Consider the following 14,758-nt stretch of genomic DNA (forward strand, 5'->3'; position numbering starts at 1 on the left):
AGGACTGAACGCCAATGGCCAATCTGGAAAAGATCGTCGAGGAGCTGTCGGCTCTGACCGTGCTCGAGGCCGCCGAGCTCGCGAAGCTGCTCGAGGAGAAGTGGGGCGTCTCCGCCGCTGCGGCGGTCGCCGTCGCCGCGGCTCCGGGCGCGGGAGCCGCGGCCGCGGCTCCCGTCGAGGAGAAGACCGAGTTCAATGTCATCCTCGCCGCCGCCGGCGACAAGAAGATCGAGGTCATCAAGGAGGTCCGCGCGATCACCGGCCTCGGCCTCAAGGAGGCCAAGGACTTGGTCGAGGGCGCGCCCAAGCCGGTCAAGGAAGGCGTCTCCAAGGAGGAGGCCGAGAAGATCAAGGCCACCCTCGAGAAGGTCGGCGCCAAGGTCGAGCTCAAGTAAGACGAGACGCGCCCTCTTCCGCATGCCGCGGGAGAGGGCTTTCGAGACGGTTGATCAGGAGCGGAGGGCGAATGGCGAATAGCGAATAGGAGAGTCCCTCTATTCGCTATTCGCAACTCGCTGTTCGCTTTCACCAGAGAGGATCGAGAGGCGACATGGCTCAGACGTCGGCGCACATATTCTCCGGTCGCAAGCGTGTCCGCAAATTCTTCGGGCACATCCGCGAAGCCGCGGAGATGCCCAATCTGATCGAAGTTCAAAAAGCCTCCTATGACCAGTTCCTCCTCGTCGACGAGCCGCCGGGCGGGCGCCCGGACGAGGGGCTGCAGTCGGTGTTCAAATCCGTCTTCCCGATCTCCGACTTCTCGCAAGTGTCGCTGCTCGAATTCGTGCGCTACGAATTCGAGCCGCCGAAATACGACGTCGACGAATGCCGCCAGCGCGGCATGACCTTCGCCGCGCCGCTGAAGGTGACGCTGCGCCTCATCGTGTTCGACGTCGACCCCGACACGCAGGCGAAGTCGGTCAAGGACATCAAGGAGCAGGACGTTTATATGGGCGACATGCCCTTCATGACGGCGAACGGCACCTTCATCGTCAACGGCACCGAGCGCGTCATCGTCTCGCAGATGCACCGCTCGCCGGGCGTGTTCTTCGACCACGACAAGGGCAAGAGCCATTCCTCCGGCAAGCTCCTGTTCGCGGCGCGCATCATTCCCTATCGCGGCTCCTGGCTCGACATCGAGTTCGACGCCAAGGACATCGTCTATGCGCGCATCGACCGCCGCCGCAAGATTCCGGTGACGTCGCTGCTCTTCGCGCTCGGCATGGACGGCGAGGAGATTCTGTCGACCTTCTACAAGACCGTCGCCTACAAGGCCGCGGGCGACAGCTGGCGCCAGCCCTTCGATCCGGAGCGCCTGAAGGGCGTGAAGGCGGTCAACGACATCGTCGACGCCGATACGGGCGAAGTGCTGGTCGAGGCCGGCAAGAAGCTCACCGTGCGCGCCGCGCGCCAGCTCGCCGAGAAGGGCGTGAAGGCGATCAAGGTCCAGTCCGAGGATCTCTACGGCCAATATCTGGCCCAGGATCTCTATGATCCGTCGACGGGCGAGATCTTCGCCGAGGCCGGCGACGAGATCACGGTGAAGACGCTGCCCATGCTGATCGAGAAGGGCTTCGACGAGTTGCCCGTGCTCGATATCGACCACATCAACATCGGCCCCTATATCCGCAACACGCTGGCGATCGACAAGAACTCGTCGCGCGAGGACGCGCTCTTCGACATCTACCGCGTGATGCGTCCGGGCGAGCCGCCGACCATGGATACGGCGGAGGCGATGTTCTTTTCGCTGTTCTTCGACGCCGAACGCTATGATCTCTCGGCGGTCGGCCGCGTGAAGATGAACATGCGCCTCGATCTCGACGCGCCCGACACGATGCGCGTGCTGCGCAAGGACGATATCGTCGCAGTGGTGCGCGCGCTCGTCGATCTGCGCGACGGCCGCGGCGAGATCGACGACATCGATCATCTCGGCAACCGCCGCGTGCGCAGCGTCGGCGAGCTGATGGAGAATCAGTATCGTCTCGGCCTGCTGCGCATGGAGCGCGCGATCAAGGAGCGCATGTCCTCGGTCGATATCGACACGGTGATGCCGCAGGATTTGATCAACGCCAAGCCGGCGGCGGCGGCGGTGCGCGAGTTCTTCGGCTCGTCGCAGCTGTCGCAGTTCATGGACCAGACCAATCCGCTGTCGGAGATCACCCACAAGCGCCGTCTCTCGGCGCTGGGGCCGGGCGGCCTGACGCGCGAGCGCGCGGGCTTCGAGGTGCGCGACGTGCATCCGACGCATTACGGCCGCATCTGCCCGATCGAGACGCCGGAAGGTCCGAACATCGGCCTCATCAACTCGCTCGCGACTTTTGCGCGCGTGAACAAATATGGCTTCATCGAGGGGCCCTATCGCCGCGTGCGCGACGGCAAGGTGACCGACGAGGTCGCTTATCTCTCGGCGATGGAAGAGCAGAAATACCACGTCGCGCAGGCCAATGCGCCGATCGACGCGGAAGGCAATCTCACCGAAGATCTGGTGCTCTGCCGTCACGCCGGCGATGTCGTGCTCGTTCCGCGCGAGCGCGTCGATGCGATGGACGTGTCGCCCAAGCAGCTCGTCTCGGTCGCCGCGGCGCTCATTCCGTTTCTCGAGAACGACGACGCCAACCGCGCGCTGATGGGCTCCAACATGCAGCGTCAGGCCGTGCCGCTGGTGAAGGCCGACGCGCCTTTCGTCGGCACCGGCATGGAGCCGATCGTCGCCGCCGACTCGGGCGCGGCCATAGCGGCGCGCCGCACCGGAATCGTCGATCAGATCGACGCGACCCGTATCGTCATCCGGGCGACCGAGGAGCAAGACCCGGCGAAGCCCGGCGTCGACATCTACCGGCTGATGAAGTTCCAGCGGTCGAACCAGTCGACGTGCATCAATCAGAAGCCGCTGGTGAAGGTCGGAGATCATGTGAGGAAGGGCGACATCATCGCCGACGGTCCGTCGACCGATATGGGCGATCTCGCGCTCGGCCGCAATGTGCTCGTCGCCTTCATGCCCTGGAACGGCTACAACTTCGAGGATTCGATCCTCTTGAACGAGCGCATCGTGAAGGAGGACGTGTTCACCTCCATTCACATCGACGAATTCGAGGTGATGGCGCGCGACACCAAGCTCGGCCCGGAAGAGATCACCCGCGATATTCCGAATGTCTCGGAAGAAACGCTGAAGAACCTCGACGAGGCGGGCATCGTCTACATCGGCGCGGAAGTGCAGGCGGGCGATATTCTCGTCGGCAAGATCACGCCCAAGGGCGAGAGCCCGATGACGCCGGAGGAGAAGCTCCTGCGCGCCATCTTCGGCGAGAAGGCGTCCGACGTGCGCGACACCTCGCTGCGCGTGCCGCCGGGCGTGCAGGGCACCATCGTCGAGGTGCGCGTGTTCAACCGCCACGGCGTCGAGAAGGACGAGCGCGCCCAGGCGATCGAGCGCGAGGAGATCGAGCGTCTCGCCAAGGACCGCGACGACGAGCTCGCCATTCTCGACCGCAACGTCTACGCTCGTCTTCAGGAGATGCTGTTCGGCAAGGTCGCAATCGCCGGGCCGAAGAGCTTCAAGAAGGGCGAGACGCTGACGCAGTCGATCCTCGACGAATATCCGCGCTCGCAATGGTGGACCTTCGTCGTCGAGGACGACAATCTGATGGCCGGCATCGAGGCCGTGCGCAAGCAATACGACGAGTCGAAGAAGGGTCTCGAGAATCGCTTCCTCGACAAGGTCGAGAAGCTGCAGCGCGGCGACGAGCTGCCGCCCGGCGTGATGAAGATGGTCAAGGTCTTCGTCGCGGTGAAGCGCAAGATCCAGCCCGGCGACAAAATGGCCGGCCGCCACGGCAACAAGGGCGTGGTCTCGCGCATCGTGCCGCAGGAGGACATGCCCTTCCTCGAGGACGGAACGCCGGTCGACATCGTGCTGAACCCGCTCGGCGTGCCGAGCCGCATGAATGTCGGCCAGATTCTCGAGACGCATCTCGGCTGGGCCTGCGCCGGCCTCGGCAAGCAGGTCAGCGCCGCGGTCGACGCCTATCTACGCAGCAGGAATCCGGCGCCGCTGAAGGAAAAGCTCGTCGAGATCTATGGCCCGAACGAGTCGCTCGAACGGCTCGACGAGCCGACGCTGCTCGAAGTCGGCAAGAATCTGCGCCGCGGCGTGCCGATCGCGACGCCTGTCTTCGACGGCGCGCGAGAGAAGGACATTTGCGACATGCTCACGCGGGCGGGACTCTCGCCCACGGGACAAGTGACGCTCTATGACGGACGCACGGGCGAGCCCTTCGACCGCAAGGTCACGGTCGGCTACATCTATATGCTGAAGCTGCATCATCTCGTCGACGACAAGATCCACGCCCGCTCGATCGGCCCCTATTCGCTGGTCACGCAGCAGCCGCTCGGCGGCAAGGCGCAGTTCGGCGGGCAGCGTTTCGGCGAGATGGAAGTGTGGGCGCTCGAGGCCTATGGCGCGGCGTACACGCTGCAGGAGATGTTGACCGTGAAGTCGGACGACGTCGCCGGCCGCACCAAGGTCTATGAATCGATCGTGCGCGGCGACGACACGTTCGAGTCGGGCATTCCGGAAAGCTTCAACGTGCTCATCAAGGAGATGCGTTCGCTCGCGCTCAATGTCGAGCTCACCACGGCCGTCGAGGGCGGCGAGGAGCAGCCGCCGACGACCGAGACGGCCGAAGCGGCGGAATAATTCCACGGCTCTCCCTTTTCCCGCTTTGCGGGAGAAGGCGGCCCTCGCATGGTGAGGGTCAAATGAGGGCCGGCGCCGCGCATGAGCCCGAGGGGCCCTCACCCGGCCCGGCTTCGCCGGGCCACTCTCTCCCGCAAGCGGGAGAGGGGACGCGCACCGAGAATCCAGACGCGACGGAAAGGCGAGCTCCGTCCTGCGTCTCCAGGAGAAGACCATGAATCAGCAAGAGGTCATGAATCTCTTCAATCCGGTCGTCCAGCCGCAGGCGTTCGATCAGATTCAGATTTCGATCGCGAGCCCCGAAAAGATCCTTTCCTGGTCGTTCGGCGAGATCAAGAAGCCGGAGACGATCAACTACCGCACCTTCAAGCCGGAACGCGACGGCCTGTTCTGCGCGCGCATCTTCGGGCCCATCAAGGATTACGAGTGCTTGTGCGGCAAGTACAAGCGCATGAAATACAAGGGCGTCATCTGCGAGAAATGCGGCGTCGAGGTCACGCTCGCGCGCGTGCGCCGCGACCGCATGGGCCATATCTCGCTCGCCGCGCCCGTCGCGCATATCTGGTTCCTGAAGTCGCTGCCCTCGCGCATCGGCCTTCTGCTCGACATGACGCTGAAGGACTTGGAGCGCATCCTCTATTTCGAGTCCTATATCGTCATCGATCCGGGCCTCACGCCTCTGAAGGAGCGCCAGCTCCTCACCGAGGACGAATATCTGCGCGCCCAGGACGAATATGGGCAAGACAATTTCACCGCCATGATCGGCGCGGAAGCGATCCGCAAGCTGCTCGAATCGATGGATCTCGAAGGGATCGCCGCGCGTCTGCGCCAGGAGATCGCCGAGGCGACGACCGAGCTGAAGCCGAAGAAACTCGCCAAGCGCCTCAAGATCATCGAGGCCTTCATCCAGTCGGGCAATCGTCCGGAATGGATGATCCTGAAGGAAATCCCGGTCATTCCGCCGGATCTGCGTCCGCTGGTGCCGCTCGACGGCGGCCGCTTCGCGACCTCGGATCTGAACGACCTCTACCGCCGCGTCATCAACCGCAACAATCGTCTGAAGCGGCTGATCGAGCTGCGCGCGCCGGACATCATCATCCGCAACGAGAAGCGCATGCTGCAGGAGGCCGTCGACGCTCTGTTCGACAACGGCCGCCGCGGCCGCGTCATCACCGGCGCCAACAAGCGGCCGTTGAAATCCCTCGCCGACATGCTGAAGGGCAAGCAGGGCCGCTTCCGCCAGAACCTGCTCGGCAAGCGCGTCGATTATTCCGGCCGCTCGGTCATCGTCGTCGGCCCGGAGCTCAAGCTCCATCAATGCGGCCTGCCAAAGAAGATGGCGCTCGAGCTGTTCAAGCCCTTCATCTATTCGCGCCTCGACGCGAAGGGCCATTCGGCGACGGTGAAGCAGGCCAAGAAGCTGGTCGAGAAGGAGAAGCCGGAGGTCTGGGACATCCTCGACGAGGTGATCCGCGAGCATCCGGTTCTCCTGAACCGCGCGCCGACGCTTCACCGACTAGGCATTCAGGCCTTCGAGCCGGTGCTGATCGAGGGCAAGGCGATTCAGCTGCATCCGCTCGTCTGCGCGGCCTTCAACGCCGATTTCGACGGCGACCAGATGGCCGTGCACGTGCCCTTGTCGCTCGAGGCGCAGCTCGAGGCGCGCGTCTTGATGATGTCCACGAACAACATCCTGCATCCGGCCAATGGCCAGCCGATCATCGTGCCGTCGCAGGATATCGTTCTCGGTCTCTATTACCTCACGCTGGAGCGCGACGGCGAGCCGGGCCAGGGCATGGCCTTCGCCGATCATGGCGAGATCGAGCATGCGCTCGCCGCCAAGGCGATCACGCTGCATACGAAGATCAAGGGCCGGGCCTGGACCTATGACGAGAACGGCAGGCGCGTGTCGAAGATCTTCGACACGACGCCGGGGCGTCTCATGCTCGGCCAGCTCCTGCCGAAGAACCGCAAGATCCCCTTCGACGCGGCCAACAAGCTGATGACGAAGAAAGAGATCTCCAACATGATCGACACCGTCTACCGCAACTGCGGTCAGAAGGAGACGGTGATCTTCTGCGACCGCATCATGTCGCTCGGCTTCCGCGAGGCGTTCAAGGCGGGGATCTCCTTCGGCAAGGACGATATGGTCGTGCCGGAGACGAAGGAGCGCATCGTCGCCGAGACGCGCGCCGCGACCAAGGAATACGAGCAGCAATACAACGACGGCCTGATCACCCAGGGCGAGAAATACAACAAGGTCGTCGACGCCTGGGCGAAATGCACGGACAAGCTCGCCGAGGAGATGATGCAGCGCATCTCCGCGGTGCGTAAGGACGAGCACGGCCGCGACATGCCGATCAATTCGATCTACATGATGTCGCATTCGGGCGCGCGCGGCTCGCCGGCGCAGATGAAGCAGCTCGCGGCGATGCGCGGACTGATGGCGAAGCCCTCGGGCGAGATCATCGAGAGCCCGATCATCTCGAACTTCAAAGAGGGCCTCACCGTTCTCGAATATTTCAACTCGACGCACGGCTCCCGCAAGGGCCTGTCGGACACCGCGTTGAAGACCGCGAACTCGGGCTATCTGACGCGCCGTCTCGTCGACGTCGCGCAGGATTCGATCATCACCACGACCGACTGCGGCACCGACAAGGGCATCCGCATGCGGGCGATCATCGACGCCGGCCAGGTCGTCGCGACGCTCGCTTCGCGCATTCTCGGCCGCACCACGGCGGAAGAGCTGCGCGACCAGGACGGCAATGTGATCGTGCCGATCGGCGAGATGATCCAGGAGTGGCACATCGAGCGCATCAACGCCGCCGGCATTCAGGAGGTGAAGATCCGTTCGGTGCTGACCTGCGAGGCCAAGAACGGCGTCTGCGCCAAATGCTACGGACGCGATCTCGCGCGCGGCACGCCGGTCAATATGGGGGAGGCGGTCGGCGTCATCGCGGCGCAGTCGATCGGCGAGCCGGGCACGCAGCTCACCATGCGCACCTTCCATATCGGCGGCGCGGCGACGATCGCGGACCAGTCCTTCATGGAGTCGAACTTCGAGGGCACGGTCCATATCCGCAACCGCCATGTGGCGCGCAACTCGGACGGCGATCTGATCGTCATGGCGCGCAACGTCGCAGTGGTGATCATCGGTCCGGACGGGGTCGAGCGCGCGGTGAACCGTATTCAGTACGGCGCGCGGCTCAAGGTGGACGAAGGCGACAAGATCAAGCGCGGCCAGCGCATCGCGGAGTGGGACCCCTATACGCGTCCCATCGTCAGCGAGGTCGACGGCGCGATCGGCTTCGAGGATCTCGTCGAGGGCCAGTCGGTGTCGGAGACGGCCGACGAGTCGACGGGCATCACCAAGCGCGTCGTGATGGACTGGCGTCTCAACGCCCGCTCGGCGAGCCTCAAGCCCGCGATCGTCATCAAGACGGCCGACGGCAAGATCACCAAGCTGCAGCGCGGCGGCGACGCCCGCTATACTCTACCGGTCGACTCGATCATCGCGGTCGAGCCGGGCTCGCAGATCAAGGCGGGCGACATTGTGGCGCGTATCTCGGTCGAGAGCGCCAAGACGCGCGACATCACCGGCGGTCTGCCGCGCGTCGCCGAGCTGTTCGAGGCGCGCCGTCCGAAGGATCATGCGATCATCGCCGAGATCTCGGGAACGGTGCAATTCGGCCGCGACTACAAGAACAAGCAGCGCGTCAGCATCGTCCCGCACGAGGAGGGCGCGGAGCCGGTCGAATATCTGATCCCGAAGGGCAAGCACGTCCATCTGCAGGACGGCGACATCGTCGAGAAGGGCGACTACATCGTCGACGGCAATCCGGCGCCGCACGACATTCTGGCCATCAAGGGCGTCGAGGAGCTCGCTGCTTATCTCGTCAACGAGATCCAGGAGGTCTACCGGCTCCAGGGCGTCAACATCAACGACAAGCACATCGAAGTGATCGTGCGCCAGATGCTGCAGAAGGTCGATATCGTCGATGCGGGCGACACCGGCTTCCTCGACGGCGAGCAGGTGGACCACGCCGAGCTCGAGGAGGCGAACGCCAGGGCGCTGGAGGAAGGCAAGAAGCCCGCGACCGGCACGCCGGTGCTGCTCGGCATCACCAAGGCCTCGCTGCAGACGCGCTCCTTCTTCTCGGCGGCGTCCTTCCAGGAGACGACGCGCGTGCTGACCGAGGCCGCGGTCAACGGCAAGGTCGATCCGCTGGTCGGCCTGAAGGAGAATGTGATCGTCGGCCGGCTGATCCCGGCCGGGACGGGCGCGGCGATGGCGAAGTTCCGCTCCATCGCCTCGGGCCGCGACGATCTCATCATCACCCAGCGCCAGGCGGAAGCCGAAGCGCGCCCGACGCCGCAGCTGCCGCCCGCCGCGGCGGAGTGAGGCCGGAAATAGGTCGACTCTCGACGTGCGCTTCCCTTCTCCCGCAAGCGAGAGAAGGGCCGCGAGCCGTCCGAGAGTCGGGGGAGCCTCGATGGCCACTCTCGCCCGCGCCCTCATCCTCCTCTATCGCCTGACCCTTTCGGCCTTCATCGGCCGCGAGTGCCGCTACCTGCCGACATGCTCCGAATATGCGGACGAGGCGATCCGCCGGCATGGCCTCTGGGCGGGCGGGTGGATGGGGCTCGCGCGCGTCTGCCGTTGCCGGCCCGGCGGCGGCGACGGCTATGATCCCGTTCCCGAGACGGCGCCCGCCGACGCGTCGCCGCTCGCGCCCTGGCGCTATGGGGCTCGGCGGCGTCCCGCCGTCTGCGAGGCGGTCGAAAATCAGGACCGCGCCATCAGCTCCACCGCGAGTCCCCAGATGCGCAGCCGGATCGGCTCGGGCAGGCCGCGCAGCGCCTCGAGATAGGTCTGGCCCATCGCGCAGGTCCTGTCGTCGTCGAAGGGAGGATCTGGGGTCTTGCCGTCGAGCAGCGAATCGATCTCCGCCTTGCCGAGCCCACGCTCCACTAGAGCCTTTTCCAGCGCGCGAAAATCCTCGTCGCTCGGCGCCGCGCGCGCCTCGTTGCGTGTGCGGCCGCTGGCTATGGCCTCGAGGCCGACCGCCGCCATCTCGCCCACCAGGGCGCGCCGCCGCGCGGCGAAATTATGAAAGTCCTGATCGACTCCGCCATAGAGGAAGGCGGCGCAGAGCTTCTTGTCTTCACCGGCGAGGGCGCGCAGCACGGCGAGATTGAGGTCGAACACGCGCGCGAGCACGGTGGGCTCGGCGCGCGCCGCGAGAACGCCGCGCGCCTGCCGCAGCCGGCGGACCGCCTCGGCGAGGTAGAAATCGATGGCGCCGGCGCCGGCGCCGCCGGCCGCGAAGGCGTCGAGCGTCGCATCGTAATCCGCCGGGAAGGTCTGGCGCAGCCGATCGAAGAATTTGCGATACTCCGGCGCTTCGGCGATCGAAAGTTCGATCCGCGCGCGCGCCGCCGCGCGGTCGGCGGCGGGCGCGACGGCCGTCGAGAGCGCGCGCGGCTCGACGGCGTCCTTTCGGCCCGGGCCGAGCGCCATCATCACGAGGCCGACGCCGAGGCAGATCGCGACGACCGCGCCGGTCGCGAGAGCGAGCAATCTTTCGATCAACATCATCGGTCTTCGATACGCCCTCGCGATGAACGAAAGGGATCAGACGGCGCGTCTTTGCGGTCCGCCGCTATGTAGACCATTCCCGCGGCGTCACAAAGAGCGGCGCGCTACGCGCTCGGCCGGCGCGCGCGGCGCGCGATGCGTTTCGCGCGCGCCTGCTCGGCGCGATAGGCGACGACGAGACCGATATGACGGTCGAGATCATAGGTCCAATGTCCGGCGCGGGCGCGCTCGCCGCGCAGCGCCCGCTCGATCTCGCGCAACACGGCGCGAGACGCCTCTGGCGTCTCGGCAGCGATGGTTTCCCCGGACAAGCGATAGAAAGATCGAAGAAAATCGCTGCGGCGATAGGCGGCGACGGCCGCGTCGAGCGTCGACCCGAGCGCGGCGCGCGCGCACTCGTGCAGGCGACGGTCGGTCGAGGGATGGGACGAAAACGGGTTGGGCGAATGCGGCATGGGGCGGGTCTCCGGATGCGTCAGCATCGCCGAGGCGGAGCGCCCGGGGATAAGTTTTTTTTCTCTTGAATAGGATTATAATCTGAAATATCGTCGACGTCCTTCGGCCGAGCGCCCTTTTCGTCGATGATCCGCATGTATGACGACACGATATCTCGACGCGATGGCTCCACACTGTGTGTCGCCGCCTCGGCGGCCGCCCGCGGCGTCGACCCCGCCGCGATCACATCCCCCAGACGCGGGAGGGCGTCCGTCGCCGAGGCGCGGCAGCTCGCCCTCTATCTGCATCATGTCGTCTATGGCGCGAGCCTTTCGGCCTGCGCACGCGCGTTTCATCGCGATCGCGCCAGCGTGCGTCACGCCTGCGCCGCGATCGAGGACCGGCGCGACGATCCGTCTTTCGACCGCGCCGTCGCCGCCCTCGAGGCCGGCCTCGCCGCACAGCGCTCGCTACTCTCGCTCTTTCACGCTTCCCCGGCCATTCCAGCGATCGGAGACGATTCATGACCAAGCGACAGCGCTCTGCTTCCGAAGCCCTCGACCGCGCGGCTCGCCGCCTGCTCGAAGCGCTGGACGAGCCCGGCGCGCGCGCCCTGCGCGGCCAGATCGACGAGAGCGCCATCGTCGTCGTCGCGCCGCGCAATGGCGTGACCGTCGTGCGCGCCAGCCTGCCGATGGGCGCCGCCGAACTCGCGATAGCGCAGGGGCTCGCGCGATGGGAGGGGGAGGGACAGGCGCGCCGCCTCCTGCCGACGCAGGAGGGACGCGCCGCTCTGCGCCGCAGCGCCTCGCCGGCAACGGCCGATCCCTTCCGCGCCCAGCATTCGCCGCTCGCGCGGATGCGCGTCGAGGAGGGCGCGGCGCCGGCGCTGGTCAATGAGGGCGAAAGCCCGCTCGCCTGGCTCGCGCGGCGCAAGGATCGCGACGGCCGGCCCTTTCTGGCGCCGCAGCAGGTGGAGGCGGGCGAGCGCTTCCGCCGCGATGTGACGCAGGCGCAGCTTCTCCAGCGCGTGACCGCGGACTGGGAGGCGCCCGCGGGTCGGACGGGCGGCGTGGGCGGCGCGCCGGCAGCGGAGGTCGCCATCGACGCGCGCCGCCGCCTCGCGCGCGCCTTCGACGCGGTCGGGCCCGATCTCGCGGGCCTGCTCACCGATGTCTGCGGCTATCTCAAAGGTCTCGAACTCGTCGAGAGCGAGCGCGGCTGGCCGCATCGCTCGGCCAAAGTGGTCCTCGGAATTGCGCTCGAGCGGCTGGCGCTGCACTATGGCCTCTCGGGCGAGGCGCGCGGCCCGCAGCAGGCGCGGCGCCTGCTGCATTGGGGCGCGGAGGATTATCGTCCGGAGATTTGATCCGCGGCGGTGGCGCCCGGCCGCATATCACGGGGACGCCGAGCAATTCGTCCCCGTGGTCATGTAATATTGTATGTGGTTGGGGCTATATGTGTTGCGCACGGGCGAATAGCTCGTGCGCGCCATGGTGATCGTGGCCGGCAGCCAGTCGAAGCGCGAGAAGCCGCGCCCCGGCGCATAGGGATAGACTACATCGGCGACGATGATCGAGCCGATGGTGGGCGCGACCGACACATTGGTCGTCGAGCCGTTGGAGTTGGTCAGCGTGACCGTCTTGGCGGCGGTGTAGCTCGTCGGCATGGAGTTGGGGTCGACCGGCCGCGTGTCGGCGGCGTTGAGCTTGGCGACGCCGCCGATCTTGCACGGGCGAAGCGCGCCGGAGTTCTTCGTGATGCTCCAGTTCACGCTCGCCTTGTAGCCGCTCGCCTGCGACGAATCCGCGGTGATGGTCACCTCGGAAATCGTCATCCTCAGGCCGGTCGCGGAATAGGGCGCAATCAGCGTCGTCGCCGCCGAAAAGATGCCTTGGATCGTCGTCTCGTTCATTCCGGCTTGGCCGGTCGCCGAACCGCCGGTCAATTGCTGCGCCGTCAGATCCGACAAAGAATGTGCGACGAGGTCGAGCTTCTGCGACGCGCGCTGTCCGAGCGCCAACTGGACGAGCCCGAGATAGAGCAGCAACGCGATCGGCAGGATGAGAGCGAATTCGACCGCCGATATCGCGGCCTCGTCGGCGAGAAAGGGCGCGCGAGCCGTTCCACGTCGGTTCATGACTACGGCTCCACGCGGAAGGATGCGACGCCGAGCAGCATATGGCACCAGACGCCATTGTAGGAAGTGAGCCAGCCATTCGCCGTCTTTCCATTGCCGAGCGTCATGCCTTTCAGAATTCCACCCGTCAGTATCGCAGTCACCATCGGCATCGGATAGACGATGCGCACGATGGCGATGCTGCCCGCGGCCGGCATGGCGATCGTCGCGCCGAGCGCATTGGGCGTCGTATAGAAGCGGTTGGACGTGTCGGCGCTGGACCAGTTCGATGGGCTGCTCACATCGACGAGGAGGCGCGAGCAGTCGAACGACCTGTCCAGAGTGCCCGGCGCGACGGTTCCAGCGCTCTGCCACGTGCAGACGTAATTATTGATGAAGTTCTGATAGGTCATATTGCCGACGCTATGCGTGAGCACGGCGCGACTGGCGTTCTGCGTGGCGTTCTGGAGCTGCTCGCTCTTCAGGAAGACGAGGCCGACCTCGAAGATCGCGCCGATGAGTCCGAGCAGCGGCACGGAGACCATGGCGAATTCGACGGACATGGTCGCCCGGCGATCCGCGCGGAAGCGCCGCGCTACGCGTCGGCCGCCGGGCGAGAGAGTGAAGCTCGGAGTCTTCATCGTCCCTCTCGCTCAGCGCTTGCCGGGCGCCGCGGAGCTCTCGTGCAGCTTGATCGCATCGACGACCTGCGACGTATAGTCCTTGTCGTCCGCGAGATCGACCGCCGGGGCGCAATCGGGCGAGCAGGCGTAGGATTCGCGCCGCATTCCGCGCAGGACCACCAGCTTGTCGGCCGGCGGCGTGACGGTGATCGTCTGCTCGACGACTTCCCCGCCGGTCTCGTCGAGCAGGATGAGATTGGTGGTTCCGAAGCTCTTTCCCGTCACGACCAGCAGCCGGTTGGCTTTGAGCATGGTCACGTCGGCGACGAGCGGATTGCCGATGATGATCGTCTGCGCTCCGTCCGGCATGCGCACGACGCGCGCGCGGTCCACATCGACATAGAGCGTGCGCGATTCCGCAAGGCTCCGCGACGTTGCGCCTGCGGCGGCGACGACGGCAATAGGAAACAAGAGTCGAAAGACCCGCCGCCAGCTCATCACTCACCTCATTACCGCAGGAAACACGTTTTGCGCATCGTCGTCGATTCGCGCGAGCCATCGCACCACGCAATCATGAATCCTTGCTGAAGAAGACCGCATACAGGCGATGATTCGGTTCACAACCCGATTAACGTGATTGCAAGAAGTTCTACCTAGTGTCTTCCCCGATCCGGCGAGCGGGGCTCGACAAGCGGATCACGTATTGTGGTGTCAGGAGCAACTGCCATGAAATCCATGATCGCCCGCTTCGTCGGGAACGAGTCCGGCGCGACGGCCATCGAATATGGCCTGATCGGCGCGCTGATCTCGGTCGTCATCATCGTCGCCGTGAAGTTGGTCGGAACGAATCTGTCCAACACCTTCGACAAGATCGCCCAGAACCTCACCTGAGCGCGGCGGCGCCATCGAGCGCCGGCTTCGCTCGGATCGCGACGCCATAGAGACCACCCGGCCGCGGTCGAAAATCCGTGGGTCGGCCATTGCGGGGCGGCGGATCGATTTCTCGTTCCGCACCTTTTTCGCCACAGGAGAAAAGCACGCCATGAAGAATATCCTCGCTTCCTTCATCAAGAACGAGTCCGGCGCGACGGCCATCGAGTATGGCCTGATCGGAGCGCTGATCTCGGTCGTCATCATCGTCGCCGTGAAGCTGGTCGGAACGAATCTGTCCAACACCTTCGACAAGATCGCTCAGAACCTGACCTGATCGCCGGTCGCAGGCGTCGTGTTCGGCCATCGAAGGAGCGGCTCTCGGGTCGCTCCTTTCGCTTGGCCAAACGCGAACG

At 65.4% G+C, this 14,758-nt stretch carries 13 protein-coding genes; 8 read left to right on the plus strand and 5 right to left on the minus strand.

Annotated elements, in window-relative coordinates; translation table 11 throughout:
- The first annotated feature begins 14 nt into the window (after positions 1 to 14).
- The 4 genes from rplL (at position 15) to yidD (ending at position 9,567) form a co-directional block, all read left to right on the plus strand.
- Complete coding sequence (rplL, locus tag AC6IW9_RS12645) at positions 15 to 395, plus strand: 50S ribosomal protein L7/L12 (RefSeq protein WP_497764069.1); 381 nt, start codon at positions 15 to 17, stop codon at positions 393 to 395.
- Between the two features lie 155 nt (positions 396 to 550).
- Positions 551 to 4,696: a DNA-directed RNA polymerase subunit beta gene (gene rpoB, locus AC6IW9_RS12650; protein WP_497764070.1), complete on the plus strand. Its 4,146-nt coding sequence runs from the start codon at positions 551 to 553 to the stop codon at positions 4,694 to 4,696.
- A gap of 214 nt (positions 4,697 to 4,910) precedes the next feature.
- The gene (gene rpoC / locus AC6IW9_RS12655; protein ID WP_497764071.1) at positions 4,911 to 9,098 is read left to right on the plus strand and encodes a DNA-directed RNA polymerase subunit beta'; all 4,188 of its coding nucleotides are present in this window, start codon (positions 4,911 to 4,913) and stop codon (positions 9,096 to 9,098) included.
- A gap of 91 nt (positions 9,099 to 9,189) precedes the next feature.
- Positions 9,190 to 9,567 carry a membrane protein insertion efficiency factor YidD gene (gene yidD, locus AC6IW9_RS12660; protein ID WP_497764072.1) on the plus strand — a complete coding sequence of 126 codons (378 nt, stop codon included), beginning with the start codon at positions 9,190 to 9,192 and terminating at the stop codon, positions 9,565 to 9,567.
- Here yidD and AC6IW9_RS12665 read toward each other — a convergent pair.
- Both AC6IW9_RS12665 and AC6IW9_RS12670 read right to left on the minus strand, forming a co-directional pair.
- Complete coding sequence (locus AC6IW9_RS12665) at positions 9,483 to 10,295, minus strand: hypothetical protein (RefSeq protein WP_497764073.1); 813 nt, start codon at positions 10,293 to 10,295, stop codon at positions 9,483 to 9,485. The genes yidD and AC6IW9_RS12665 overlap by 85 nt on opposite strands.
- Before the next feature lie 104 nt (positions 10,296 to 10,399).
- Positions 10,400 to 10,750 carry a hypothetical protein gene (locus AC6IW9_RS12670; RefSeq protein WP_497764074.1) on the minus strand — a complete coding sequence of 117 codons (351 nt, stop codon included), beginning with the start codon at positions 10,748 to 10,750 and terminating at the stop codon, positions 10,400 to 10,402.
- Between the two features lie 135 nt (positions 10,751 to 10,885).
- On the opposite strand from AC6IW9_RS12670, the gene AC6IW9_RS12675 reads away from it, so the two are divergent.
- Positions 10,886 to 11,257, plus strand: coding sequence for a helix-turn-helix domain-containing protein (locus AC6IW9_RS12675; RefSeq protein WP_497764075.1), 372 nt, complete (start codon positions 10,886 to 10,888; stop codon positions 11,255 to 11,257).
- On the plus strand, positions 11,254 to 12,099 hold the full coding sequence (locus AC6IW9_RS12680) for a DUF6456 domain-containing protein (protein WP_497764076.1): 846 nt from the start codon (positions 11,254 to 11,256) through the stop codon (positions 12,097 to 12,099). The genes AC6IW9_RS12675 and AC6IW9_RS12680 overlap by 4 nt, the downstream gene beginning before the upstream one ends.
- A gap of 27 nt (positions 12,100 to 12,126) precedes the next feature.
- Here AC6IW9_RS12680 and AC6IW9_RS12685 read toward each other — a convergent pair whose 3' ends face one another.
- The 3 genes from AC6IW9_RS12685 to AC6IW9_RS12695 are packed head-to-tail and all read right to left on the minus strand — an operon-like array spanning position 12,127 to position 13,970.
- The gene (locus AC6IW9_RS12685) at positions 12,127 to 12,870 is read right to left on the minus strand and encodes a TadE/TadG family type IV pilus assembly protein (protein ID WP_497764077.1); all 744 of its coding nucleotides are present in this window, start codon (positions 12,868 to 12,870) and stop codon (positions 12,127 to 12,129) included.
- 2 nt (positions 12,871 to 12,872) lie between these two features.
- Positions 12,873 to 13,490: a TadE/TadG family type IV pilus assembly protein gene (locus tag AC6IW9_RS12690; protein WP_497764078.1), complete on the minus strand. Its 618-nt coding sequence runs from the start codon at positions 13,488 to 13,490 to the stop codon at positions 12,873 to 12,875.
- Positions 13,491 to 13,502: 12 nt separating this feature from the next.
- Positions 13,503 to 13,970: a pilus assembly protein N-terminal domain-containing protein gene (locus AC6IW9_RS12695; protein ID WP_497764079.1), complete on the minus strand. Its 468-nt coding sequence runs from the start codon at positions 13,968 to 13,970 to the stop codon at positions 13,503 to 13,505.
- A gap of 228 nt (positions 13,971 to 14,198) precedes the next feature.
- Between AC6IW9_RS12695 and AC6IW9_RS12700 the strand changes: the two genes are divergently transcribed.
- A complete protein-coding gene (locus AC6IW9_RS12700) occupies positions 14,199 to 14,363 on the plus strand; it encodes a Flp family type IVb pilin (RefSeq protein WP_497764080.1) in 165 nt (54 codons plus the stop codon).
- Positions 14,364 to 14,514: 151 nt separating this feature from the next.
- Positions 14,515 to 14,679, plus strand: a complete 165-nt coding sequence (locus AC6IW9_RS12705; protein ID WP_497764081.1) for a Flp family type IVb pilin — start codon at positions 14,515 to 14,517, stop codon at positions 14,677 to 14,679.
- The last annotated feature ends 79 nt before the right edge of the window (positions 14,680 to 14,758 follow it).

Source organism: Methylosinus sp. shoA (assembly GCF_059718125.1).